This is a genomic window from Nocardioides epinepheli (assembly GCF_037936805.1).
Lineage (GTDB): Bacteria > Actinomycetota > Actinomycetes > Propionibacteriales > Nocardioidaceae > Nocardioides.
Map to the genome: position 1 here is coordinate 158,909 of NZ_JBBMMC010000009.1, position 24,582 is coordinate 183,490.

The following is a 24,582-nucleotide window of genomic DNA, read 5'->3' on the forward strand; positions in this document are numbered from 1 at the left end:
CCTCCCGGTGAGAGGATTCCCGCGTGACCGACGACACCACGGCCCCGCGGCGCAAGTCCCATCGACGGGCGGTGTGGACGACCATCGTCGCCACTCAGGTCGCGGTCGCGTTGGTGACCGCCGGCGGCGTCTTCCTGGTCCACAAGAACCTCAACGACAACATCGCCGCCGGAGACAAGGTCGACCACCGCGTCGACAAGGTGCTGCCCGAAGGTGCCGAGGAGGGTGACCGCGAGCCGCTGAACATCCTGGTGCTCGGGTCCGACTCCCGCGCCGGCGCGGGCAACGCGATCGACAAGGAGAACACCGACGGCTCCCAGCGGGCCGACCTCACGATCCTGCTGCACATCTCCCAGGACCGCACCAATGCCTACGGCGTCAGCCTGCCGCGCGATGCCATCGTGGACCGGCCCGACTGCCGCGTCGACGGGGAGACCGTCAAGGGCGAGGACGGCGTCCGGTTCAACACCGCCTTCGAGGTCGGCGGACCCACCTGCGCGGTGCAGACCGTGGAGGAGCTCACCAAGATCCACATCGATCACTTCCTGGCCCTCGACTTCAACGGCTTCAAGGACATGGTCGACGCCGTCGGCGGCGTCGAGGTCTGCATCCCCAAGGACGTCGACGACGACGAGCACAACATCCACTTCGACGCCGGCACCCAGGTGCTGGAGGGCCAGCAGGCTCTCAACTACGTGCGCGAGCGCTACCAGCTCTCGGTCACCGGTGACATCGGTCGGATGAAGCGGCAGCAGGCATTCATCGCCTCGATGATCAGCAAGGTCCGCTCGGCGGGCACGCTCTCCCAGCCGCAACGAGTGATCGACTTCCTCAATGCCTTCACCTCCTCGATCCAGGTCGACGAGGGGCTCGACACCGTCGGCAAGCTGGTCGACCTCGCGATGGAGGTCCAGCACACCGGCCTGGACAAGATCCGCTTCCTCACCGTGCCGATCGAGCCGGACCCGAACAATCCGATGGTCACCCTGGTGTGGGCACCGGCCGCCAAGGACCTGTGGGAGCGGATCCGCCAGGACCAGAAGCTCGGCCCCGACTTCAGCGCCGACAGCATCGGCGCAGACGAGTCGCCCACCGGCGGCACGAGTGGGGGCAACGGCAACGGCAACGGCAACGGTGGGGGCACTGGTGGCGGCAATGGCGGCGGGGACAACACCCCCGGCACCGACGGCGGCGGGGAGTCCGGCGACGACGCCGCCGCGCGCGAGGCCGCGGGCCTGTGCGTGTGACGCCGGCCCCGCTCGGCGCCCGGAGATCAGACGGAAATGACTCCGGCCCGCCAGCGAGGCTGGCGGGCCGGTGTTGTACCCCCGACCGGATTCGAACCGGCGCTAACGCCGTGAGAGGGCGCCGTGCTAGGCCGCTACACAACGGGGGCGTGTCCCGCTCCATCTCTGGAGGCGACTCGGAGAACCTTACAGATCCCCCTGTGGCCGGGACAAATCGGGGCCGATGACCCCGATCTCGCTGGGATACTAGGACTCGAACCTAGAATAACTGGACCAGAACCAGTCGTGTTGCCAATTACACCATATCCCACTGTCTTACTGGTGTTCGGCCCTCGGGCGCGAGGTCCGCAGGCCGAGTCGAAACCTTACACGCGGGTGTCTCGACGGGCCAACTCGGCCAGGGAATCACTGATCAGTGCGGGTGGATGCCAGCGTCGTTCGGGTGGCGGCCTGGCAAGGCGCCGGCGCGCCAGGCAGACTCGGCGTCTTTCAAGCGTCCGGCAACGCCGCCAGGGTGCCGCCCGGGAGGCGCTGGCGCCGTCCCGACATCGATCAGTGGCTCCCTGGGGCCTGACCCGACGTTCGCGTGGCCACTCCCAGCTTGCGCGCCACGAGGATCGAGAGCCCGACGAACATCACGGACTTGATCACGGTGATCAGCACTCCCCACCAGCTGCCGCCCTCGGGCGTCAGCACCGTGGTCATGTCGCCGAAGGCCAGGGCGACGCCGAAGGCGAGCAGGTTGTTCAGCACGTGGTAGGCGATCCCGGCCTCCAGTCCCCCGGTGGCGATCACCACGATCCCGGCCGAGATGCCGAAGGCGAACCGATCGGCGAACACCGCGAAGTCCTGGGCCCCGTGCGCCAGCGCGAAGAGCGTGGCCGGGACCAGCACCGCCACGATCCGAGAGGTCCACAGGCCTTCGAAGATCGAGCCCGTCGCCTGGGTCAGGTAGCCGCGGAACAGGTACTCCTCCGCGATCGCCTGGAGCGGGGTGAGCAGCACGATCACCAGGAGGAAGTCTCGGACCACCGGGGTGAACTCGTTGAGCTGCCCGGAGATCTGCTCGCCATCCGCACTGGTCGGCACGAGGGCACCGAGGAACAGGGTGAGGACGAACACCACGATCGCGATGCCGAAGGACGCCGCCAGCCAGCCCCAGCGGATCCGCGGCCGGACCGAGGCCAGCCACCGCGGGCGGAGTCCTTGGAAGAGCCGTACGCACAGCCAGGCGGTGGGGATGCCGAGCACCAGCACCAGGTTGACGAACAACAGCACCGACGGCGTCACGTGGTCGGTGTCGGTGATCGAGGCGAGGCGATCGGGCCAGTCGTCGGCGGGCACGCCGGTGACAGCCCACCACAGCTGGAAGGCGACCGCCACGACCAGGGCGTTGACCAGGAAGAACAGCGCCGCCGCCGTCAGGACGCCGCCGAGCGACCAGCCGAGCACCGGCTGCCGCCCGGCTCGGTAGATCTGGTGGTACTCCAGACCCTCCTCCGGCCGCGATTCCTGGGCCGAGGAGGTCACGAGAGCGCGCTGTCGAGTCGCGCGAGGCTGCGCTCGCGCCCGAGGAGCTCCATCGACTCGAACAGCGGCGGCGAGACCCGGCGACCGGTCACCGCGACCCGCACGGGACCGAAGGCGACGCGAGGCTTGAGGCCGCGCTCGTCGACCAGCGCGGTCTGCAGTGCGGCCTGGATGGCCTCGGTGGACCACACCGGCAGGTCGGCCACCGCGTCGCGCGCGGCGCGGACGACGTCGAGACCGGTGTCGTCGAGCAGCTTGGCGACGTCGGCCTCGTCACGGGTGAAGTCGGCCTCGTCGACGAACAGGAAGCCGAGCATGTCGACGGCCTCGGTGAGCTTGTTGATCCGCTCTGCCACCAGCGGCATCGCCCGCTCGAGGAGCTGGGCGTCGGCGTCCGAGACCGGTTCGGACACCACGCCCGCCTCCTTGAGGAAGGGCAGCGCACGGTGGGTGATCTCGTCGGTGCTGAGCATCCGCATGTGGGAGCTGTTGATGGCGTCGCACTTCTTGAGGTCGAAGCGGCCCGGGTTGGCGTTGACGTCGTGGATGTCGAACGCCTCCACCATCTCCTCGAGGGTGAACACGTCACGGTCGGCGGCGATCGCCCACCCGAGCAGGGCCATGTAGTTGAGCAGGCCCTCGGGGAGGTAGCCCTGGTCGCGGTAGGCCAATGCATTGGCCTCGGGGTCGCGCTTGGACAGCTTCTTGTTGCCCTGGCCCATCACGTAGGGCAGGTGCCCGAACTCGGGGGTCGCCTCGGCCACCCCGATCTCGCGCAGGGCGTCGAAGAGCGCGATCTGCCGCGGGGTGCTCGAGAGCAGGTCCTCGCCGCGCAGCACGTGGGTGATCCGCATCGTGGCGTCGTCGACCGGTGCGGTGAGCGTGTAGAGCGGATCGCCGTTGGCGCGGCACAGCGCGAAGTCTGGCACGTGCTCGGTGTCGAAGGACACCTCGCCGCGCACGAGGTCGGTCCAGGCGATCGTGCCCTCCGGCATCCGGAACCGGACGATCGAGGTGCGGCCCTCGGCCTCGAAGACCGCGCGCTGCTCGTCGGTGAGGGTGCGGCAGAAGCCGTCGTAGCCCTGGAGCTTGGAGCCGGCCGCCTTGCGTCGTGCGGCGACCTCCTCGTTGGTGCAGAAGCAGTCGTAGGTGTACGACGACGCCGCGAGCCGGCCCAGCACGTCGCGGTAGAGGTCGCCGCGCTCGGACTGGCGGTAGGGACCGTACTCGCCGCCGACCTCGACGCCCTCGTCCCAGTCGAGCTTGAGCCAGCGAAAGAGCTCGAGCAGCGCGGCGTAGGACTCCTCGGTGTTGCGGGCGGCGTCGGTGTCCTCGATGCGGAACACGAACGTGCCGCCGTGGTGACGCGCGAACGCCCAGTTGTAGAGGGCGGTGCGGACCAGGCCGACGTGCGGGCTCCCGGTCGGGCTGGGCGCCATCCGGACACGTACTGCGGGGCCGGTCGGGACTGCGGGGGTGCTCATCGCTGGGCGATCCTGTTCGTGAGAGAGCCGAGTCCGGCGATCGAGACCTCGACCTCGTCGCCGAGCTGCATGGGACCGACACCCTCGGGGGTGCCGGTGAGGATGACGTCGCCGGGCAGCAGGGTCATCACGCTGGACACGTGCGACACCAGGGCCGGGACGTCGAAGATCATGTCGGCGGTCGAGCCGTCCTGCACGACGTCGCCGTTGAGGAAGGTCTGGATGCGCACGCCGTCGGTGAAGACCTGCGGGTCGAGGTCGGTCTCGATCCAGGGGCCGAGCGGGCAGAAGGAGTCGAAGCCCTTGGCGCGGGTGAACTGGCCGTCCTTGCGCTGCAGGTCGCGCGCGGTGACGTCGTTGCCGATCGTGTAGCCGTAGATGACGTCGGTGGCCTGCTCGGGCGGGACGTCGCGGCAGATCCGCCCGATGACGACGGCGAGCTCGCCCTCGTACTGCAGGTCCTGGGTCTGCGGCGGGTAGAACACCGGGTCGCCGGGACCCACCACGCTGGTGTTGGGCTTGAGGAACATCATCGGCTCCTCGGGCACCTCGTTGCCCAGCTCCGCGGCGTGGGCGGCGTAGTTGCGCCCGATGCCGACCACCTTGCTGCGCGGCAGCACCGGCGCCAGCAGCCGGACGTCCTCGAGCGGACGCTCGTCGTCGAGCAGCTTGACGCCGACGTAGAGCGGGTCGCCGGCCAGCGCGACGATGCTCGCCCCCTCCTCGGGCTGGCCGAACTGGTCGACCTCCCCCGTCACGACGCCGTACTGCGGCTCCTCGCCCGTGGTGAACCTCGCGATACGCACGGCGCGAGCCTATCGACCCCCCACCGCCGCACAAACTGCGGATCTTCGCGATAGTCCCGGGCGTTCGGGTTGTCATTTCCGCGATCCGGCAACCCGAACGCCCGGGACTATCCCGGCGCCGACGTGGGCACGCCTCGTAGGCTTGCGGCCCGTGGAGGTGCTGGCGCGAGAGGTGTGGGAGACGCGCGCGGCGGCGCATGCCGATCGGGTCGAGGAGTTCGTCGGACCGCACCTGGAACGGCGCCGCGACCAGGTGAAGCACCCGGTGCACGACTTCCTGTTCACCTACTACTCCTACCGCCCCGCGCAACTTCGACGCTGGCATCCCGGCGTCGGGGTGCGGCTGGTCGACGGCGCGGCGGCCTACGGCGGTCTGAAGGGCTACCGCACCGAGGGAGCCGACGCCGTCGTCGATCCCGGCTTCGTGGTCGCACAGCGGCCGCTAGTTCAGTCCCTGCATCGGCTGCTGGCCGCGACCGCCGCGAGGCCCGCCCACTTCGGCTGCTTCGGCCTGCACGAGTGGGCGATGGTCTACCGGCTCGACGGCGACGAGACCCGCCACGACTGGCCCTTGCGCCTGGGCTCTGCCGGCACCGACGAGGTGGTGGAGTCGCACCGGATCGCCTGCTCGCACTTCGACGCCTTCCGGTTCTTCACGCCCGCGGCCCGGCCGCTCAACACCCTCACCCCACGCACCGACGACCGCCCCGACTTCGAGCAGCCGGGTTGCCTGCACGCGGGCATGGACCTCTACAAGCACGCCTTCCGGCTCTCGCCGATGGTCTCCTCCGACCTCGTCGCGGACGCGTTCGAGCTGGCCCGCGACATCAGGATCATGGACATGCGTGCGGCGCCGTACGACCTGTCGGGCCTCGACCTGGGCGACGGACGCCGGTGGTCGCCGATCCCGATCGAGACGGCCGAGGGCAAGCGGGAGTACGCAGACGCCCAGCGCGGCTTCGCCGAGCGTGGCGCGCCGCTGCGCGCGCGACTGGTCGGCGAGTGCGAACGGCTGCTTGCGCCCGGTCCGAACTCCCGCGTGGCGATAGCTCGCTGAGCCCGGCGCACCGAGCTCGACGACGACCGATGACTCCCCCACGCCCGCGCGGTCGGAAGGGCATGGTGATGACCGTCGAACCCGGCCAGGTGGCCGCGGCCGTGAGCGCGGAGCGGCTGGCCGTGGCCGACCTCATGGCCCAGCTGAGCGAGGAGGAGCTGGCGACCCCGTCCCTGTGCGCGGCGTGGAGCGTGCGCGACGTCCTCGCCCACCTGACGACGACCACCCGGCTGCGAATCCCCATGCTGGCCAGGGCGATCCTCCGCGCGCGCGGCAGCTTCGACCGGATGGAGGTCGACCTCGCCGCCGACCGCGCGGCCCGGTTCAGCACCGCCGAGCTCATCGACCAGCTGCGCGAGAGTGCTCAGTCCAGCAGGCGGTTCCCGGGGAGCTCGGCGATGGATCCGCTGATGGATCTCGTCGTCCACGCCCAGGACGTCGCCCGCCCGCTCGGCCGCGTCCACGAGACGCCGGCGCCGGTGCGCGCCGCGGTCCTGAGCTATCTCACCACCAACCGGCTCATGGGCGGACGCAAGCGAATCGCCGGCCTGCGCCTGGAGTCCACGGACTCCTCGTGGGCGGCGGGCACCGGGCCTCTCGTCCGTGGCTCGGACGCCGAACTCCTGCTCGCCCTCGCGGGTCGTCCGGCCGCCTTGGACCGGCTCTCGGGACCCGGCGTCACCACCCTGTGGGCGCGGCTCGACGCTCGCTGACCTCCAGCGGTCAGCAGTACTCGTCGACCTGGACGACCCGGTAGGTGCCGCGCGCCGCGGTCCCGATGGTCAACCGTCGGACCAGTCGGCCCGCCGGATCCTCGACGTAGGCCGATCCACCGCTCACCCGGAGCCTCTCACCGGGGTGGACGTAGGCAGAGGCCGCCCGGCGGATCGAGTGGTAGGCGCCGGGCCCGTTCGCGTGGTCCAGGAACATCGTCGTCGTCGACGCCTCGTCGCAGTCCGGCACCGCGGACGGGCGGTCGGCCCCGGCGGCGGCATCGAGCGTCGCAGTGGGCTGCCCGCCACATCCGGCGGACAGCCAGAGGCCGGTGATGGCACACCACGTCACGAGGAACCGCTTCATGAGGGTCCGACGCTAGGGCGCACGAGCGAGTTCCGAAGGCGCGGCGCCGAGGGACAAGATCGACGTCGAAGCCTCGAAGGCCAGGTACGCGAAGCTGGTCGACGTCGTCGGGGCCGACAGGCCGGGTTTCAAGGTCACCCGGGTCCAGTTCGCCCCCGACTCGATGACCGTCGAGGCGAGCCTCTTCCCGGCCGACACCGTGGGACCCGAGGTCGCTGCCGAGGCCGCCGAGGACGCCCTCGAGCGCGTCGACTTCAAGGCCGAGACGGTGGCGGTGGCGGTCGAACGCGACCAGTTCGACAACGGCAAGGTCCGCATCCTGGTGCTGGTCGACAGCGCTCGCGACAGCGCCTCGGTCACCTACGACGCTGCCGGCCGGTTCAAGGCGGTCAACTGACGTGCCACCGCCGCCCGGGCTCTCGCCCGGGCGGCGCTCCTTGCCGCAGGATCAGTGGTTCCCTAGATACCAGTCGGGCAGCTTGCCCGGTCGCAGGTCGGTGGGGTCGCCGGGCCGGGTGAGCGAGAGCACGGCCTGCTGGATCTCGGGCCTGGCGTTGAGGGAGTCCTCGACGGCCTGGAGCCGCGCAGCGAGCTCGGTCTCGCGCGCATCGCCGACGACGTCGACCGCGGCGACCACGAAGATCCGGTCGGCGCCGACCCACTCCATGTGCACGAAGCTGACCCGCTCGATCTCGGGATGCTCCAGCAAGGCGGTCAGGACCACGTTGCGGGCCAGCGGGGTCACCGCCTCGCCGGCGAGGAAGTCCATGTTGCGCCGGATAAGGAACACCGCGACGAAGCCGAGCAGGACGCCCACCGCGATCGAGCCGACGGCGTCCCACACCGGGTCGCCGGTGATCTGGTGCAGGCCCATCGCGCCGGCGGCGATGACGATGCCGATCAGGGCGGAGAGATCCTCGGCGACGACCGCGCGCAGCATCGGGTTCGAGGTGATCCGGACGTAGCGGAACGGGCTGATCCGCCGGCGCGCCGCACCCGTACGGGTCTGCCGCCACGCCTGGAAGAACGAGGTGCCCTCCAGGACGAAGGCGATCGCGAGCACCGCGTACCCCCACCCGTAGGACGTCTCCTCCTCCGGCGCGTTGAGCGAGGTGATGCCGTGCCACACCGAGACCGCCGCGCCGACGGTGAAGAGGCCGAAGGCCGCGAACATCGACCAGATGTAGCCCTCCCGGCCGTAGCCGATCGGATGGGAGGGGTCGGCGGGCTTGGCCGCCCGGCGCTCCCCCACCAGCAGGAAGACCTCGTTGCCGGTGTCGGCCCAGGAGTGCGCGGCCTCGGCGAGCATCGCCGCCGACCCGGTGATCGCAGCCGCTACGGACTTGGCGAGGGCGACGAAGAGGTTGGCGGCGAAGGCGACGATCACCGTCAGCATCGACTCGCTCTTGGCGCCGGCATCACCGGTGGTGGTGGTCTCGGGACTGCTGCTCACCCTCCGACCCTACGGTCGTTCGGCTCGGCCAGGCGACCGCCCGGTCGATCGCTACGCTCGGGGCATGGACGACGTCGAGGATCCGGCTGTCGAGGATCCGGCCGGCGGCTACTACACCGTGGCCGTCGAGGCGCCCGTGCGTGGGCGGGTGCGCCGGCTGGTCGCGAGCCTGGCCGGCGCGATCGGTACCGGTCTCGGCATCTACGACCAGTCGGCCGGCGACCTGGTCATCCGGCGCCGCGCGGACGGCGCCGAGGCGTCCCGGATCGACGGCGGACCGCCCGAGGAGCTGGCACTCACACTCCAGACGATGCGCGAGCAGCTCGAGAACCTGACCGCTGCCGACTTCGAGGACCGCTGGAGCATCGAGGCCTGATCGCCGGCGTTCACCAGACGTCGCCGTCGCGCCAGTCGCAGGTGATCGGCGCGTCGAGGTCGAGGGGGTGGTCGTCGGGCCCGCCGTAGACGTGGATCGCCCCGTCATCCTCGGGCGTGGGCTCGATCCGGTCGGGCCCGTACGGCGTCAGCACCGACGACGGTCCGCGCCAGACCCGCCAGCCGCGCGTCCGATAGAACGCCGTGGCGTCCCGGGTCGAGCTCAACGCGAGGACGTCGTAGCCCGGGCCCAGCGCCTCCAGTTCGGCCATCACCTGGCCACCGAGGCCCTCGCGTCGCCGTTCTGGGGCCACCGCGACCGCCTCGACGTAGCCGCAGCGCAGCGAGCGCCCCTCGACGAGGAGGCGACGCAACACGATCGATCCGTGGGCCACCACGTCGTCGCCCTCCCTGACGACCGCGTGCAGGCCGCCCAGGGCATGCGACCAGTCGTGGTCGGTGAAGTCCTCGAAGGCCGCGCCCATCAGGTCGCGGATGCGCGCGTGGTCCTCGCCGCTGAGGTGGGCGGTCGCGATCAGCTCGGTACTCACCCGTGGACTCACCATCGGGGCGGCCGCCGGTCCTGCCAGGGAGCGGCGCTCTCGACCTGGGCGGCGAGCGCAAGGAGCACCTGCTCCTCGGCCGGCCGGGCGGCGAGCATCACGCCGATCGGCAGCGGCTGCGGATCGGCGGTCCAGTGCAACGGCAGCGAGATCGCGGGCATCCCGGTGACGTTCCACGCCGACGTCCAGGGGGTGAATGCCTTCTGGTTCTCGAAGTCGCGTGCCGGGTCGGCGTCGTCGCGCAGTGCCCCCACCGGGAGCGGTGGCTGAGCCAGGGTCGGGGTGAGGACGGCGTCGTAGGGAGCGAGGGCCTGGAGGGCCTGGGCCGCGTAGCGACGCATCGCCCCGATGGCCAGGCCGAAGTCGGGGCCGCTGACCGCTCGACCACGCTCGCCCAGCCAGCGCGTGAGCGGACGCAGGAGCGGCTCGCGCTCGGCGGGCACGACGGAGAGCGCGGTGAGCACCGCCCAGCAGGTCTCGAAGACCGGCACCGCTTCGGCCGGGAGCGGCACCGGCACGTCGACGACGTCGTGGCCGAGCTCCTCCAGCAGCACGGAGGCGGCCTCGTAGGCGGCACCGACCTCGCTGTGGATGGAGTCGACCGGAATGTCGGCGATGACTGGTTGGCTGAATCTCGCGACCCGCAGCCGCCCCGGATCGCGATCGCAGGCGGCCACGAAGCTCTCGGAAGGAGGTGGGGCCCACGACGGATCTCCCACCCGATGACCGGCCATGACGTCGAGCAGCGCCGCGGCATCCCGCACGGTGCGCGCGATGGAGCCGGCAGTTGCCAGTCCTACTGGATCCCCGTAGGTGGGGAACGCACTGATCCTGCCCCGCGAGGGCTTGAGGCCCACCAGTCCGCAACAGGACGCCGGGATCCGGATGGAGCCACCACCGTCCGATCCCTGGGCCACCGGGACCAGCCCCGCGGCCACCGCGGCGGCCGCGCCACCCGAGCTGCCGCCGGCCATGCGGCTGCGGTCCCAGGGCGTCACCGCGGGCGGGGCGTCGTCCGGCTCGGTGTAGCAGGGCGAGCCGAACTCGGGCGTGCTGGTCTTGCCCAGACTGGGCAGTCCGGCGGCCTCGAGGGCGAGCGTCACGGCGTCCGAGACGTCGGGCACGAAGTCGGCGAAGGCCCTCGACCCGAACCGGGTCGGCACGCCGGCGGTGAGATTGAGGTCCTTGATCGCCGTCGGCACGCCCCACAGGGGTCCGGCATCGTCGGGCCGGTCGGCCGCGGAGCCGAGCGCCGCGGCCGCGGCCCGCGCCGCCTCGGGCGTCAGCGTGACGAACGCGCCGACGTCGTCGAGGCGGGCGGCCCGGTCGAGGTAGTGCTCGGCGAGGTCGAGCGGGGACACGGTGCCGTCGCGCACCAGCGCCCCCTGTTCGAGAGCGGTCAGGTCATGGAGCTCAGCCACCCCATGAACCTATCCGCCGAACCTCTCGGTCAGACGGCAGCAGGCGCGAACCCGACCAGCGCGTTGAGCACGTCGTGGAAGCGCTCGTTGACGGCGCGGTCGGTGAGCGGGTCGACGTCGATGACCGACTGGGACGCCACGGCGCCGTCGACGACGTTGGCCCCGGCGATCCGCGCGGAGCGCTGGGCGTCCTCGTGCGCCCACTTGCCGCCGTAGGGGGTCGGGGTCGTGCCGATCACACCGAAGGGCTTGCCGGCGATCGCGCCCTGGCCGTAGGGACGCGAGAGCCAGTCGATGGCGTTGTTGAGCACCGCCGGCATGGTGCCGTTGTACTCGGGCGTCACCGCGAGGACGGCGTCGGCCGGGGCGACGGCCTCGCGCAGGGCGATCGCCGCGGCGGGCGTGTCGGCGGCATCGAGCGACTCCTCGTAGAACGGGATCTCGCCGAGACCGTCGATGACGTCGAGGACGACGCCGTCAGGCGCGTCGTCGCGCAGTCGCTCGGCGACCTTGCGGTTCAGCGAGTCCGGACGCAGGCTTCCGACCAGGACGGCGATGCGGGTGGGCTTGGATGCGGCGTTGATTGTCATGCGCGACTAAACGGACCGCGGTCCGCTTCTATTCCGGCCTGCTCAGAGAAGTTTTCGGAGGTTGAGCAAGCCGGGAGGGCGAGCAACGAGCCCGCCTGACAGTCGGCCGCCGACGAAACCTCATAACCGACCTCGCCAACGCTGGCAGCGCCGGTCGCCGGGGTTTCGTCGGCGCTCGCTGGCGCTCGCTTGCTCAACCTCCGACGGCGGGGACGTTGCAAGGTCGGCGCTCGCCGGGGCTCGCTGGATCAACCTCCGGCGGCGGGCCTGGTCCCGAGTTCCTCTAGGGTCTGCGGATGGATCCGAGCCGGTCGCTTCCGATGGCCGACGAGCCGGCCCGCGAGCGTGCCGACGCGGCGCGCAACCGGGAGATCCTGCTGGCCGCCGCCGCCGAGCTCGTCGAGTCCGACGGCGTGGACGCGGTGACCACCGAGGCCCTGGCCCGTCGCGCCGGGGTCGGGAAGGGCACGGTGTTCCGGCGCTTCGAGAGCCGCGAGGGCCTGATGGCGGCCCTGCTGGACCGCTCCGAGTCCGAGTGGCAGGCCGCCATCCTCTCCGGCCCGCCGCCGCTCGGCCCCGGTGCGTCGGCCCGCGATCGGCTGCGCGCCTTCGGTCGCTCGCGGATCGAGCTCACCCTCCGCCACGCTGCGCTCATCCGGGCCGCCGGCCATGCCGGGACCCGCGCCTATGCCCCGGTGGCGTTCGCGGCGATGCACGTGCGCTATCTGCTCGGCGAGCTCGGAGTGTCCGGCGACCTCGGCTACCTGGCCACGGCACTCCTCGCGCCGCTGGAGATCCCGATCCTCGAGCAGCAGGTCGAAGTCGAGGGACGCTCGGTCGAGGCGATCGCCGCGAGCTGGGACGACCTGGTCGACCGCGTGATCGGATCTAGGAGCCTGCGCGGGAGTGATGGCGGCGCAGCCCGTAGGTGAGGCCGTCGAGCAGCGCCTCCCACGATGCCTCGATGACGTTGTGCCCCACGCCGACGGTGACCCAGGTCGACTCTCCGTCGGTGGTCTCGATCAGCACCCGGGTGATCGCGTCGGTGCCGTGGCCCTGGTCGAGGATCCGCACCTTGTAGTCGATCAGCTCGAACTTCGCGACCTCGGGGAAGGCCTGGCCGATCGCCTCGCGCAGCGCGGAGTCCAGGGCGTTGACCGGACCGTTTCCCTCGCCGGTGACGACGTAGCGCACGCCCTCGGCGTTGAGCTTCACCGTGGCCTCGGAGAGGGCCTCGTCGGCCGGGCTCCGGTGCTCGCCACGGCCGCGGGGCGTCTCGGTGATCACCCGCCACGACTCGACCTCGACATAGGCCGGACGGCGTCCCTCGGCCTCCTCGAGCAGGAGCAGCTCGAAGGAGGCATCGGCGGCCTCGAAGGTGTAGCCGGCCTGCTCGAGCTCCTTGACACGGTCGGTCACCCGGGTCACGAGCTCGCGGTCGCCGGACAGGTCGAAGCCGAGCTCACGACCCTTCAGCTCGATCGAGGCGCGTCCGGCCATGTCGGAGACCAGCAGCCGCATGTCGTTCCCGACGCCGGCGGGGTCCATGTGCTGGTAGAGGTCGGGGTCGATCTTGATCGCACTGGCGTGCAGCCCGGCCTTGTGGGCGAAGGCCGACGTGCCGACGTAGGGCTGGCGTGAGGCGGGCGGGAAGTTGGTGACGTCGGCGACGGCGTGGGCGATGCGGGTCGCCTCGCGCAGGGCGTCGTCGGGCAGTACCTGCCGCCCCAGCTTCAGCTCGAGATTCGCGACGGTGGTGACGAGGTCGGCGTTGCCGGTGCGCTCGCCGTAGCCGTTGAGACAGCCCTGCACGTGGGTGGCTCCGGCCTCGACGGCGGCGATGCTGTTGGCCACGGCACATCCGGTGTCGTTGTGGGCGTGGATCCCGACGCGGGCGCCGGTGGCCGCCACGACCTCGGCGACGATCTCGCCGACCCAGCCCGGCAGCATCCCGCCGTTGGTGTCGCACAGCGCGACGACCTCGGCACCGGCGGCGGCCGCGGTGCGGACCACCTCCAGCGGGTAGACCGGGTCGCTGCGGTAGCTGTCGAAGAAGTGCTCGGCGTCGAGGAAGACCTGCTGGCCCTCGGCGCGCAGGTGGGCCACGGTGTCGCGCACCATCTCGAGGTTCTCCTCGAGCGTGGTGCGCAACGCGACCTCGACGTGGCGCGGGTGCGACTTGGCGACCAGGGTCACCACTCCGGCGCCACTGTCGCGCAGCGCCGCGACCTGCGGATCGTCGGCTGCCCGTACCCCGGCCTTGCGCGTCGACCCGAACGCCGCGAGGACGGCGTGCCGGAGGTCCAGCTCCTCGGGAGCACGCCGGAAGAACTCGGTGTCGCGCGGATTGGCACCCGGCCAGCCGCCCTCGATGTACCCGACTCCGAGCTCGTCGATCAGTCGCGCGATGGTGAGCTTGTCGGCGAGGGACAGGTTGAGCCCCTCCTGCTGTGCCCCGTCGCGCAGGGTGGTGTCGTAGACATGGAAGGCGCCGTGCAGGTCCATCGGTCTGCTCTCAGTTCGGTCGGGCAACAAAAAAACCTCCCGTGAGGACGAGAGGTTGGCGCACCGGGCGGGGCTCGGTGCGCTAGCGAATGATCACGTGGTGAAGCACCCGTCCATGGTGCCACGAGGTCACGGTGCGGTCACCTGTCGAGACGATCCCGTCCACCATCCGGGACCGCTTGCCCTGGCACCCCGAGCCCACGCCGAGGTCAGCGGAGGTCAGCCGAAGCTCACCGTCCACCGAACGGCTGACCCGAGGCGGGCGCCCACGACGGCCCCTTGGCATCGGCGTACAGCACCGCGACGCCGGCGAGCGACAAGACGATCGCGATGGCGGCTGCCCAGGTGCCGATCCCCTTGCTCACCGGATCGATGACGCGCCCCAGCGGGCCCTGCAGCCGGCTCCCGCCGGGGCCCCACCACAACGAGGGCGCAAGGACGAGCCCGCAGACGAACAGCGTGGTCGGCACGGTCGCGCCGACGGCGTAGCAGATCAGCGCGGCCGCGACCGCCAGCCCGCCGGCCCACATCACGAGCATGGCCGCGCCCGGGATCGACTGGATCAGGTGCCACGGCGTGCTCAGCACGAGTTGCGGTCCGTCGTACCACTTCCGCCCGCGCGCGCCGCGGCGCAGGTCGACCGCGCTGGCCGCCAGGGAGCCGCTGCGCAGGAGCCAGACGAGGATCACCACGACCGCGAGGGTCATCCACGGCGCGACCGCCATGAGACCGCCGACCAGCAGCGATCCTGCGCCGACCAGTCCGATCCGGCGGGTCCGCTCGGCCAGCGACGCCGGCTGGGGTGGGGTGGGTGCGAGGTAGAGCGGCGCCATCGCGGCGGGGTCGTGGGTTGGACCGGGGACAGGCTCGACGACAGGTTCGACGTAGCGCTGTTGCCCGGGCCGAGCCGCGGGAGCCGGTGGATCCCAGTACTGCGGCGTCGTGGCGGCCGGGAAGAGGGGTTCGAGCAGGGTCGGGTCCCAGTCGGGATCCGAGTCCGGATCGGGCCTCTCCGGCTCGATGACCTCGGTCGCCTCGGTGGGAGCCTTGGCCTCGGCCACCTCGGCGGCCGGACCATGGGCCAGGGCCGCCAGCGCCAGTGGCGCGTCGAACGGATCGTCGTCGTCAGGCGCGGGAGGCGGCGGGACGGCCGCCAGCACCGGACGCGGCGCCGTGCCCGGCCCCCGGCCACCGGGTCGCGGGGTGGGGTCGGGAGCAGGCGGGGCCGCGAGGGTCGGGGCGGGCCGGGTGGTCTGCGGGCGCAGCCAGTCGAGGACGGCGTCGAGGGTCGGGCGGCGGCCGGGCTCTGGGTCGAGGGCATGCTCGACGACGTCGCGCAGCGGGCCGGTGAGGCCGCTGAGGTCGTGCTCGCCGCGGCGGACGCGGTCCATGATCGCCATCGCGGGCCCCCGGCCGAAGGGCGCCGCCCCGGTGCCGGCGAAGGCGACGGTGGCGGCCCAGGAGTGCAGGTCGGAGGCGACGGTGGCGTTCTCGCCGTACAGGATCTCGGGGGCGAGATAGCCGGGGGTGCCGAGCAGCCAGCCGGTGTGGGTGAGCCGCGGGTCGTCGGCGACCCGGGCGAGGCCGAAGTCGATGAGGATCGGGGTGCGGCCCTCCATGAGGACGTTGGACGGCTTGACGTCGCGGTGGAGCACGCCGACCTCGTGGACCGAGGCGAGTCCCTCGGCGAGCGCCCCCGCGAACCAGAGCAGGTCGGCGCCCTCGATCGGTCCCTCCGCGGCGATCTCGTCGTGCAGGGAGAGGCCGGGGACGTAGCGCGTGGCGACGTAGGGCACCTCGCCCCAGGGGTCGGCGTCGACGATCTCGGCGACCCAGCGGCTGCGGATCCGGCGCAGCGAGGACACCTCCCGCGCCAGCCGGTGCCGAGCCTCCTGGTCGCCCACGATGTGCGGCCGCAGCACCTTCACAGCGACCCGCGACCCCGGGGCCCCTGAGCCTTCGTGACCGTCGCGGCTGGCCAGGTAGACCACGCCCATGCCGCCCTCGCCGATCTTGGTCAGCAGCGTGTACGGCCCGACCGCGCGCAGCGTGGGGGCCGACTCGCTCCTGGGCCGGGTCGTCACGCGTCGAGGTTACCCGCGTCTCCCCCGCCCCACGCGCATCGTGCGACCCGACCTGAACGCCGAGTCGGCACTTCTGCTCAACACAAACGCCGACTCGGTGATCCCGCTAGGGTCCCTGCATGTCTGGGAGGCACGAGAGCGATGCGGTGGAGAATCTCGCGGCGCTGATCCGGATCCCGACGGTCTCCGACCGCGATCCGAGTCGGGTCGACGCCGCGGCGTTCGTGGAGTTCGGGCGCGAGCTGGCCCGCCGCTATCCCCTGCTGCACGAGCTGGAGCGGACGTCGATCGCCGAGCACGGCCTGTTGGTGCACTGGCCCGGCGCATCCGACGAGCGGCCGGTGGTGCTGATGGCCCACCTCGACGTCGTCCCGGTCGAGGGCGAGTGGACGCACCCGGCCTTCGGCGGTGACGTCGTCGACGGCGCGATCTGGGGGCGCGGCACGTTGGACGACAAGGGCCAGCTGGTCGCGATCTGCGAGGCGGTGGAGGCCCTGTTGGCCGAGGGCTTCGTCCCGGCGCAGGACGTGTGGCTCTCCTTCGGCTGCACCGAGGAGGTCTCCGGGCCAGGCGCCGCGGACGCCGTCGCGGAGCTCTCGGCCCGCGGCGTCGCGCCCTGGTTCGTGCTCGACGAGGGTGGCGCGATCGCCCACGACGCGTTCCCGGGAGTGAGCACCCCGCTCGGCGTGATCGGCGTGACCGAGAAAGGGGTCACCTCTCTGGAGCTGCGGGTCGAGGGGCGCGGCGGTCACGCCTCGACGCCGGCCCGGCGCGGGCCCACGGCACGGATCGCCCGGGCCGTGACCCGGCTCGACGCGTCCTCGATGCCGGCGCGGATCCCAGAGCCGACCCTCGAGCTGTTCCGTCGGATGGCGCGGCGCGCTCCGCTCGCGCTGCGGCCGCTGATGGCGAACGCCGGCCGGCTGGGCCCCGTGCTCGCGCGAGCCCTGGCCGCGGCCGGCCCGGAGGCGGCTTCCATGGCGCGCACGACGTTCGCGGTCACGACCCTGTCGGGCTCCCCCGCCCTCAACGTCGTCGCCCAGACCGCTCGCGCCGGGGTGAACATCCGCGTCATGGTGGGCGACACCGTCGCCGAGGCGATCGAGCACGTGCGGCGCACGATCGGCGACGACCGTGTGCAGATCGACGTCGTGGAGGCCAGCGAGCCGAGCCCGGTGAGCCCCCGCGACGAGGCGTTCGAGCTCCTGGAGGCCACGATCGGCGAGGTGTTCCCCGACGCCGTCGCGACGCCGTACGTGATGATGGCGGCCACCGACTCGCGCTTCTTCACCACGATCTGCGAGCGCGTCTACCGGTTCGCGCCGTTCCGCATGTCGAAGGCGCAACGGGAGGCCATCCACTCCTACGACGAGCACCTGGGCGTCGAGGACTTCCTCGATGGCATCCGCTGGTACCGCCGCCTCATCGAAGGCCTCCCCCGATGAGCACCTTCCCCTCCACGCCGGTGCGCGGACTGGCCGCGATCGTCGGCTTCCTGGTCTGCGTCGAGATCGCCAGCGGCATCCTGCAGGGCTACTACACACCGATCTACACCGACATCGCCGACTCGCTGTCCATCGCGGACGCCGACATCAACTGGTTCGAGGCCGCCCAGCTCATCGTGTCGGCGCTGGTGGTCGCCCCGCTGGCCAGGATGGGTGATCTGGTCGGCCACAAGCGGGTGCTGCTGCTCTCGACGGTGGTCACCGCGATCGGCTCGTGGATCCTGGTGTTCGCGCCGTCGTTCACGACCTTCCTCATCGGCTGGGCCCTCCAGGGCGCCTTCGTGGTGTGGCTGCCGATCGAGGTGGCGATCATCCATCGCCGCACGGCCGGCACCGGCCGCCAGGGGCAGCTCACCCGGCGCGCCGCTGCGATCCTGGTCGGCGCCCTCGAGCTGTCGGTGATCGTGGGCGCCCTCACCTCGGGCGCCATCGTGGAGTCCACCTCGATGTCGGTGGTCCTGATGCTCCCGGCGATCGCGGTGACGCTGTGCCTGCTGGCGATCTGGTTCGGCGTCGAGGACGTGCCCGGCACGGCCACCGGCGGGTTCGACTGGACGGGTCTGGTCCTGGTCACCGCCGCACTGGCCCTGATCATGGGCGGCCTGGTGGCCCTGCGGGTGCAGGGGCCCGGATCGCTGCTGCCGTGGGTGCTGATCGCGGCCGGCATCCTGGCCCTGGTGCCGTTCGCCCGCTACGAGGCCGGACAGGAGGCACCGATGGTCGACGTGCGGCTGCTGGCGACTCCCGGGCAATGGCCGATCCAGCTGACGGCGTTCCTGTTCGGCATGTCGGTGCTGGGCGCCCAGATCCCGCTGTCGACGTTCGCCCGCACCGACCCCGACGTCGCGGGCTACGGCCTGGGCGCCGACGCAGGCTTCGTCTCGACGCTGATCGGGGTCTACGTCATCTTCCTCGCACTCGGCGCCTTCAGCCTGCCGCTCACGACGCGGCTCCTCGGCGTCCGTGGCGCCCTGGTGGCAGCGGCCGTGCTGACCTCGGCGGGCTACGCCCTCTGGCTGCCGTTCCACGACAGCACCGCCCAGGCCCTGCTGAACATGGCGATCGCGGGTCTCGGCTCGGGCGCGCTGGTCGCCGCTCTGCCGGCGTCCGCCGCGGCCGCTGCTCCGCCCGATCGCACCGGATTCGCCACCGGCATGACCAATGCGACCAAGACCGTCGGGGGCGCGATCGCCTCCTCGATCTTCGCGATCGCCCTCGCCTCGGCGGGCTCCATCGACGACCCGGTCGAGGGCCACGCCCCGCTCTCGGGCTACCTCACGGTCTGGACGATCTGCGCCGCCGCGGCGCTGGCCGCGGCGCTGGTGCTCGCGTTCACGCCGCGGCCGGCCGACGCAGGCGACACCGAAGGCGTCGTGCCGGCGGAGGCGTGAGAGGGCAGGTCGGCCCTCAGACCACCTGGTGCATCCAGCCGAAGGTGTCCTCGGCGCGGCCGAACTGGACGTCGACGAGAGCCTCACGGATCCGCATCGTCAGGTCGGTGCTCGCCGGGGCGGGCACCGAGCCGCCGTCCCACTTGAGCTCGCCGACGGGCGTGACGACCGCGGCGGTGCCGCAGGCGAAGATCTCGGTGATCTTGCCGCTGGCCACGCCGTCGCGCCACTCGTCGATGGAGAAGCGGCGCTCGATCACCTGATGGCCGAGCTTGCCGGCCAGCTCGATGATGCTGGCGCGGGTGATGCCTTCCAGGATCGTGCCGGTCTCGGGGGTGACGATCGTGCCGTCGTCGTGGACGAAGTAGAGGTTCATCCCGCCGAGCTCCTCGATGTACTTGCCCTCCTGGGCGTCGAGGAAGACGACCTGGTCGCAGCCGTGGGCGGTGGCCTCCTGCTGGGCGACCAGGGAGCTGGCGTAGTTGCCGCCGGTCTTGGCCGCGCCCATGCCGCCACGGCCGGCGCGGGTGTACTCCTCGGTGAGCCACAGCGTCACCGGCTTGACGCCGCCCTTGAAGTAGGCGCCCGCCGGGCTGGCGATGACCATGAAGGTGACGTGCTGCGCGGGGCGGACGCCGAGGAACGACTCGCTGGCGAACATGAACGGCCGCAGGTAGAGGCTCTTCTCCCCCGCCGCCTCGGGCACCCACCGCTGGTCGACCGCCACGAGGGTGTCGACGGCCTGCACGAAGTCGTCGACCTCGAGCACCGGCAGGGCGAGCCGGTGGCTGGATCGGATCATCCGCTTGGCGTTCTCCTCAGGACGGAAGGTCCACACCGAGCCGTCGTCGTGCCGGTAGGCCTTCATGCCCTCGAAGGTCTCCTGCGCGTAGTGCAGGACCGCGGTGGCGGGATCGAGCGTGAGCGGCCCGTAGGGAGTCACGCGAGCGCCGTGCCAGCCATGCTCCGGCGTCCACTCGATGGTGACCATGTGGTCGGTGAAGTGGGTGCCGAAGCCGGGGTTCGCCAGGATCTCGGCGAGCCGCTCGTCGGTGGTGGGCTCGCTGTCGAGCGTGGTGCTGAACTCCATAGCCACAAGTTAGTCCTTCGGATGCGCTGCTGGGAAAGCCGCGGGAAATGTGTCGACGCCGGAGGGCGCGTTCGCTGCGCGCCCCTCCGGCGTCGATGGAGTGCGGGGCGCGTCAGCCGGCTACTCGCTCCGCGATGGCGGAGCCGATCTCGGCGGTGGTGCGAGAGGTCGCGGGCACGCGCTCGGCCAGGTCGGCGATGATCGCGGCGTCGACGACGGCGGCGGCCTCGGGGTGACCGAGGTGGTCGAGCAGCAGCGACACCGAGCCGATCGCGGCGGTGGGGTCGGCCTTCTGCTGGCCGGCGATGTCGGGCGCCGAACCGTGCACGGGCTCGAACATCGAGGGGGCGGTTCGGTCCGGGTTCACGTTGCCGGACGCCGCCAGGCCGATGCCGCCGGTGATGGCGGCGGCGAGGTCGGTGATGATGTCGCCGAAGAGGTTGTCGGTGACGATCACGTCGAAGCGGGCGGGGTCGGTGGTCATGAAGATCATGGCGGCGTCGACGTGCATGTAGTCGACGGTGACCTCGGGGTACTCGCGGGCGACCTCCTGGGTCAGGCGCCACCACACCGAGCCGGCGTGGACGAGGACGTTGGTCTTGTGGACCAGGGTGAGCTTCTTGCGCGGTCGGCGCTGGGCGCGGGCGAAGGCGTCGCGGATCACGCGCTCGACGCCGAAGGCGGTGTTGACCGACACCTCGGTGGCGACCTCGGCCGGCGTGCCGACGCGCAGGGCGCCGCCGTTGCCGACGTAGGGGCCTTCGGTGCCTTCACGGACGACGACGAAGTCGACCTCACGGCCGTCGATGACGTGTCCGGCCAACGGAGAGGTCGCGCCGGGGAAGATGCGCGAGGGGCGCAGGTTGACGTAGTGGTCGAGCGCGAAGCGCAGCTTGAGCAGCAGGCCACGCTCGAGGATCCCGGGCGGCAGGTTCGGGTCGTTCGGCTTGCCGCCGACGGCTCCCAGCAGGATCGCGTCGTGCTCGCCGATCTCGGCGAGGACGGAGTCGGGCAGCACCTCGCCGGTCGCGAGGTAACGCTCCGCGCCGAGGTCGTAGTGGGTCTGCTCGAACTTGACGCCGTCGGGGGCGACCGCCTCGAGGACCTTGAGGGCCTCGGTGGTCACCTCGGGACCGATTCCGTCGCCGGGGATGACGGCGAGTCGGACGGTGCCGGTGCTGGGAGGGGTGCTGGTCATGGGGCGGAGACTAGTTGTCGTCGGGCCGCTCGCCGCCGTTGTCTCGCAGGTCGAGGGATGCCTGGACGGCGCTGCGCTGGTCGTCGTCGGCGTAGCCGCGGTTCTTGGCCGGGCCCCACTCGGGGTACATGTCGTACATCGGTCTTCTCCTCTGGGCTTTTGCGTGTTCGGTGCTGGATCACTTGCCGGGCGTGAGGGTCACGTCCGGAGATGTCCCAGCGGAGGAGAACCCGTGGATCGCACGGGAGGAGCCTGCGGAGGAAGCGGATCGCGCCTGTGGTGAAGACCGAAGGAGCCGGGCCGCCGCGGAGACATCACCGGGAATCACCCGAATGATGGTGCGAGGGCCGGAACGCACGAGAACCACCGCGACGGGGTGGCCTCTCGCCGCAGGTTCTCAGACCTGCCAGGCCCCGTCGCGGCGCTCGATAAGTACGAACACGCTCCGCATAGTGGGTCCACCGTAGGACGCGCCCCGCGGCTCCGCCACCGACTTCGCAGAACCGTTCACATGTCGAGACGACCGTCCCACGGCACAAGACCCGCCAGTAACACTCGTTCCATGAGTGCCCCCCTCGAGCTGCCCGACATCGTCAACCGGGCGTTCGAGGTCTCGCGGCGTGCCGGCTACGTGTCGTTCTGCCGCAACGAGACCGGACGGCTGCTCGCCATGCTCGCCGCCACTCGGGACGGCACGATGGCGGAGTTCGGCACCGGCTGCGGTGTCGGCACCGCGTGGCTGCGCTCCGGCGTCCGCGGCGAGAAGGCCCGCATCGTCACCGCCGAGCTGAACCCGAAGCTCGCCAAGGCCGCCGCCGAGATCTTCGTCGACGACCCTCAGGTCGACGTCCTCGCCGCCGACTGGTCGACCCTGCACGACCTCGGCCCCTTCTCGCTGCTCTTCCTCGACTCCGGCCAGGCCGACGGCGACTGGGGCGACGGCGGCTCGGCCGGCGAGGTCGGCGTCGACGCGGTCGCCGACCTGGTGGAGGACGGCGGCATCGTCGTCCTCGACGACTTCACCCCCTGCGAGCTGTGGCCCCCGATCACCTACGGCCGCGTCGACACCCTGCGCGAGCAATGGCTCACCGACGAGCGCTTCACCGCCGTCGAGGTGATGGTCGCCTCCGACGCCAGCGCGATCATCGCCACCAAGCGCTGAGCCCGACGTCGGCAGCACGCGGCACCGGAGGTTGAGCAAGCCGGGCGGGCGAGGAACGAGCCCGACCGGCGCCGACGAAACCTCGCAACCGACCTCGGGAACGCTGGCAAGGGAGGGTTGCCGGGGTTTCGTCAGCGCTCGCTGGCGCTCGCTTGCTCAACCTCCGGCCGCGGCCAGTCCTCGGAGGTTGAGCAAGCCGGGCGGGTGAGGAACGAGTGCTGCCAACGCTGGCAGGGCTCGGTTGCCGGGGTTTCGTCAGCACTCGCTGGCGCTCGCTTGCTCAACCTCCGGCCGCGGCCAGTCCTCGGAGGTTGAGCAAGCCGGGCGGGCGAGGAACGAGCCCGGCCGGCGCCGACGAAACCTCGCAACCGACCTCGGGAACGCTGGCATGGGAGGGTTGCCGGGGTTTCGTCGGCGCTCGCTGGCGCTCGCTTGCTCAACCTCCGGCCGCGGAGCGTGCCGGTGGCCCCGCCGGTGGTGGCGGGGTGTCGGGGCGGGGTGGTCAGGGCTCGGCGAGTGCCGGGGTGGGGCCGAGGGGGGTGGTGCCGTGGTGGTCTCGGGGGTAGGCCGTGCCTGAGGGCACGGTCCACCGGTAGGACCCGGGATGCTCGACGAGGTAGCGCCACGCACCGTGGGTCTTCGCCCGGTGATGACGACGACACAGCGGGGCGAGGTTGCACGAACAGGTCGCGCCACCGCGACTGTGGGGGCAGACGTGGTCGAGGTCGCAGCGCACCGCTGGCTTCTGGCAATGCGGGAACACGCAGGTCAGATCACGGAGCTCGATATGCCGGCGGAGCCGGTCGGGTGCTTCGTAGGCCTCGACGTGCACGTGTTGGTTGAGGTCGATGACGGGTCGGATGAACACCTTCGCAGCGTCGTTGACCCAGGTCTTGATGGTCTCGACGGTGACCGGTGTCCGGGTGGTCTCGCAGCGGCCGACTTCAGGGCTGTCTTGGTGGAGGTGGACCACGACGGAGGGTCCGGACAGGTCGAGGGGCTGGTCGCCGCGGGCGAGGTCGCCGAGGGCCATGGAGCGGCGTACGTCCAGCGACTCCTCGCAGCCGGCCTCGCGTAGGCGGGTGGCGCCGGCCCGGAGGGCATGTTCGAGGTCTGATGCGTCGGGGACCGAGAGGGTGGCGGTCAGGTCGACGGTGCCCTCGATCGTGGGCTGGTCGAGATCGATGAGCACCCGTCGCCGGTCCGGTCCTTCGGGCTGGACCTGGTCGGGGGCGTAGCGGAGCAGGGCTTCGGTGACGAGCCGTTCGATCTGGGTGAACGAGATCTTCGTGACCGCCTGGGCCAGCCGAGTGTCGAGGTAGGCGGCGCCCTCGGGCGGGAGCTTGATGGTGGCCTCGGCGATCCGGCCGGCCTTCCATACCGCCAGCCGTCCACTCGTGACCGCGGCCCACAGTCTGGGGAGTCGGTACCGCAGCTCGAGGGCGCGGCCGAGGTAGGCACACCCCGACTCGCTAATCATCCCCAGGACCGCGGCGAGGTCGTAGGCCGCGAACTCCTCGACCACCGGGTACCCCGGCCCACCCAGATGCAGGGGTGCTTCCCCGAAGCGGTTCAGGTCGACCTGGTCGTCGGTGGTGGTGTGCTCGGCCGCCCATGCCAGGACCGCGTGGAGTTTGGCGACCTCGGCCTCGCGTACCACCGTCTCGGCGGCGCGGACCGCGGCGAGGGCCGGGTCGGCGTAGCGGGTGGCTGTGGGCATGTCTGATTCTACCGCGATCTGCGTTGATTCGCTAGTGTGTTCTAGTGAGGGTGTGGGTTGGTTCTCGGTGGTCGGGTCGGCTTGTGGGTGCCGGGGTTCGATCAGTCAATGGGCGCTCGCTGGCGCTCGCTTGCTCAACCTCCGGCGGCCGGCGGTCCCCCGAGCGGCGCGAGTCGGCGTCCTCGGAGTGAACAGGGGTGGCCGCGCATGCGGCGGCGCGGGCGGAGCCCGTGCCGGCAGCGCGTCGGACAAGCCGATCGAGAGAGGCTCGCGGTAGGACGGACGAAGTCCGCCGCGAAGCGGGCGCCGAAGGCGATCCTT

At 71.3% G+C, this 24,582-nt stretch carries 23 protein-coding genes and 2 tRNA genes; 9 read left to right on the forward strand and 16 right to left on the reverse strand.

Annotated elements, in window-relative coordinates:
• The first annotated feature begins 23 nt into the window (after positions 1-23).
• The gene (locus WMR31_RS14015; RefSeq protein WP_340539473.1) at positions 24-1,247 is read left to right on the forward strand and encodes an LCP family protein; all 1,224 of its coding nucleotides are present in this window, start codon (positions 24-26) and stop codon (positions 1,245-1,247) included.
• Between the two features lie 76 nt (positions 1,248-1,323).
• Here the strand turns inward: WMR31_RS14015 and WMR31_RS14020 are convergent.
• From WMR31_RS14020 to WMR31_RS14040, 5 genes are all read right to left on the reverse strand, one after another.
• Positions 1,324-1,396 (reverse strand) — tRNA-Glu (locus WMR31_RS14020).
• 89 nt (positions 1,397-1,485) lie between these two features.
• Positions 1,486-1,557 (reverse strand) — tRNA-Gln (locus WMR31_RS14025).
• 242 nt (positions 1,558-1,799) lie between these two features.
• Positions 1,800-2,777, reverse strand: a complete 978-nt coding sequence (locus tag WMR31_RS14030; protein WP_340539474.1) for a CPBP family intramembrane glutamic endopeptidase — start codon at positions 2,775-2,777, stop codon at positions 1,800-1,802.
• Entirely contained in the window at positions 2,774-4,261 is a 1,488-nt protein-coding gene (gltX, locus tag WMR31_RS14035; RefSeq protein ID WP_340539475.1) for a glutamate--tRNA ligase, read from the reverse strand. Before gltX ends, WMR31_RS14030 begins: the two co-directional genes overlap by 4 nt.
• Positions 4,258-5,067 carry a fumarylacetoacetate hydrolase family protein gene (locus WMR31_RS14040; protein ID WP_340539476.1) on the reverse strand — a complete coding sequence of 270 codons (810 nt, stop codon included), beginning with the start codon at positions 5,065-5,067 and terminating at the stop codon, positions 4,258-4,260. Before WMR31_RS14040 ends, gltX begins: the two co-directional genes overlap by 4 nt.
• A 151-nt stretch (positions 5,068-5,218) precedes the next feature.
• Here WMR31_RS14040 and WMR31_RS14045 point away from each other — a divergent pair, with 151 nt between their 5' ends.
• Positions 5,219-6,124 carry a 3-methyladenine DNA glycosylase gene (locus WMR31_RS14045; RefSeq protein WP_340539477.1) on the forward strand — a complete coding sequence of 302 codons (906 nt, stop codon included), beginning with the start codon at positions 5,219-5,221 and terminating at the stop codon, positions 6,122-6,124.
• A 68-nt stretch (positions 6,125-6,192) separates the two neighbouring features.
• Positions 6,193-6,837 carry a maleylpyruvate isomerase family mycothiol-dependent enzyme gene (locus WMR31_RS14050; RefSeq protein WP_340539478.1) on the forward strand — a complete coding sequence of 215 codons (645 nt, stop codon included), beginning with the start codon at positions 6,193-6,195 and terminating at the stop codon, positions 6,835-6,837.
• Between the two features lie 10 nt (positions 6,838-6,847).
• On the opposite strand, the gene WMR31_RS14055 is transcribed toward WMR31_RS14050, so the two are convergent.
• The gene (locus tag WMR31_RS14055) at positions 6,848-7,204 is read right to left on the reverse strand and encodes a hypothetical protein (RefSeq protein ID WP_340539479.1); all 357 of its coding nucleotides are present in this window, start codon (positions 7,202-7,204) and stop codon (positions 6,848-6,850) included.
• Between the two features lie 163 nt (positions 7,205-7,367).
• Here WMR31_RS14055 and WMR31_RS14060 point away from each other — a divergent pair, with 163 nt between their 5' ends.
• On the forward strand, positions 7,368-7,601 hold the full coding sequence (locus WMR31_RS14060) for a hypothetical protein (protein WP_340539480.1): 234 nt from the start codon (positions 7,368-7,370) through the stop codon (positions 7,599-7,601).
• Positions 7,602-7,652: 51 nt separating this feature from the next.
• On the opposite strand, the gene WMR31_RS14065 is transcribed toward WMR31_RS14060, so the two are convergent.
• Positions 7,653-8,657, reverse strand: a complete 1,005-nt coding sequence (locus WMR31_RS14065) for a cation diffusion facilitator family transporter (RefSeq protein WP_340539481.1) — start codon at positions 8,655-8,657, stop codon at positions 7,653-7,655.
• A gap of 64 nt (positions 8,658-8,721) precedes the next feature.
• Here WMR31_RS14065 and WMR31_RS14070 point away from each other — a divergent pair, with 64 nt between their 5' ends.
• Positions 8,722-9,033 carry a hypothetical protein gene (locus WMR31_RS14070; protein WP_340539482.1) on the forward strand — a complete coding sequence of 104 codons (312 nt, stop codon included), beginning with the start codon at positions 8,722-8,724 and terminating at the stop codon, positions 9,031-9,033.
• Positions 9,034-9,043: 10 nt separating this feature from the next.
• Here WMR31_RS14070 and WMR31_RS14075 read toward each other — a convergent pair whose 3' ends face one another.
• Genes WMR31_RS14075 through WMR31_RS14085 form a run of 3 tightly spaced genes read right to left on the reverse strand, consistent with a single transcriptional unit; the run spans position 9,044 to position 11,606 of the window.
• Positions 9,044-9,583: a GNAT family N-acetyltransferase gene (locus WMR31_RS14075; RefSeq protein ID WP_340539483.1), complete on the reverse strand. Its 540-nt coding sequence runs from the start codon at positions 9,581-9,583 to the stop codon at positions 9,044-9,046.
• Positions 9,584-9,591: 8 nt separating this feature from the next.
• Entirely contained in the window at positions 9,592-11,016 is a 1,425-nt protein-coding gene (locus tag WMR31_RS14080) for an amidase (protein WP_340539484.1), read from the reverse strand.
• Between the two features lie 29 nt (positions 11,017-11,045).
• Complete coding sequence (locus WMR31_RS14085) at positions 11,046-11,606, reverse strand: NADPH-dependent FMN reductase (protein ID WP_340539485.1); 561 nt, start codon at positions 11,604-11,606, stop codon at positions 11,046-11,048.
• Positions 11,607-11,902: 296 nt separating this feature from the next.
• Here WMR31_RS14085 and WMR31_RS14090 point away from each other — a divergent pair, with 296 nt between their 5' ends.
• Complete coding sequence (locus WMR31_RS14090) at positions 11,903-12,538, forward strand: TetR/AcrR family transcriptional regulator (protein ID WP_340539486.1); 636 nt, start codon at positions 11,903-11,905, stop codon at positions 12,536-12,538.
• On the opposite strand, the gene cimA is transcribed toward WMR31_RS14090, so the two are convergent.
• Positions 12,495-14,111 (reverse strand): citramalate synthase, encoded by a 1,617-nt coding sequence (gene cimA, locus WMR31_RS14095; RefSeq protein WP_340539487.1) that lies wholly within the window; start codon positions 14,109-14,111, stop codon positions 12,495-12,497. The two genes, WMR31_RS14090 and cimA, sit on opposite strands and share 44 nt — an antisense overlap.
• 230 nt (positions 14,112-14,341) lie before the next feature.
• On the reverse strand, positions 14,342-16,195 hold the full coding sequence (locus tag WMR31_RS14100) for a serine/threonine-protein kinase (RefSeq protein WP_340539488.1): 1,854 nt from the start codon (positions 16,193-16,195) through the stop codon (positions 14,342-14,344).
• Positions 16,196-16,314: 119 nt separating this feature from the next.
• On the opposite strand from WMR31_RS14100, the gene WMR31_RS14105 reads away from it, so the two are divergent.
• Both WMR31_RS14105 and WMR31_RS14110 read left to right on the forward strand, forming a co-directional pair.
• A complete protein-coding gene (locus WMR31_RS14105; RefSeq protein ID WP_340539489.1) occupies positions 16,315-17,640 on the forward strand; it encodes a M20/M25/M40 family metallo-hydrolase in 1,326 nt (441 codons plus the stop codon).
• Entirely contained in the window at positions 17,637-19,091 is a 1,455-nt protein-coding gene (locus WMR31_RS14110; protein WP_340539490.1) for an MFS transporter, read from the forward strand. Before WMR31_RS14105 ends, WMR31_RS14110 begins: the two co-directional genes overlap by 4 nt.
• 16 nt (positions 19,092-19,107) lie before the next feature.
• On the opposite strand, the gene WMR31_RS14115 is transcribed toward WMR31_RS14110, so the two are convergent.
• The 3 genes from WMR31_RS14115 to WMR31_RS14125 form a co-directional block, all read right to left on the reverse strand.
• The gene (locus WMR31_RS14115) at positions 19,108-20,181 is read right to left on the reverse strand and encodes a branched-chain amino acid aminotransferase (RefSeq protein ID WP_340539491.1); all 1,074 of its coding nucleotides are present in this window, start codon (positions 20,179-20,181) and stop codon (positions 19,108-19,110) included.
• Positions 20,182-20,293: 112 nt separating this feature from the next.
• Entirely contained in the window at positions 20,294-21,379 is a 1,086-nt protein-coding gene (locus WMR31_RS14120; protein WP_340539492.1) for a 3-isopropylmalate dehydrogenase, read from the reverse strand.
• Between the two features lie 10 nt (positions 21,380-21,389).
• Positions 21,390-21,518 (reverse strand): hypothetical protein, encoded by a 129-nt coding sequence (locus WMR31_RS14125; RefSeq protein WP_340539493.1) that lies wholly within the window; start codon positions 21,516-21,518, stop codon positions 21,390-21,392.
• A gap of 423 nt (positions 21,519-21,941) precedes the next feature.
• Here WMR31_RS14125 and WMR31_RS14130 point away from each other — a divergent pair, with 423 nt between their 5' ends.
• The gene (locus tag WMR31_RS14130; RefSeq protein WP_340539494.1) at positions 21,942-22,541 is read left to right on the forward strand and encodes an O-methyltransferase; all 600 of its coding nucleotides are present in this window, start codon (positions 21,942-21,944) and stop codon (positions 22,539-22,541) included.
• A gap of 502 nt (positions 22,542-23,043) precedes the next feature.
• On the opposite strand, the gene WMR31_RS14135 is transcribed toward WMR31_RS14130, so the two are convergent.
• Positions 23,044-24,261: an HNH endonuclease signature motif containing protein gene (locus WMR31_RS14135; protein ID WP_340539495.1), complete on the reverse strand. Its 1,218-nt coding sequence runs from the start codon at positions 24,259-24,261 to the stop codon at positions 23,044-23,046.
• Between the last annotated feature and the right edge of the window lie 321 nt (positions 24,262-24,582).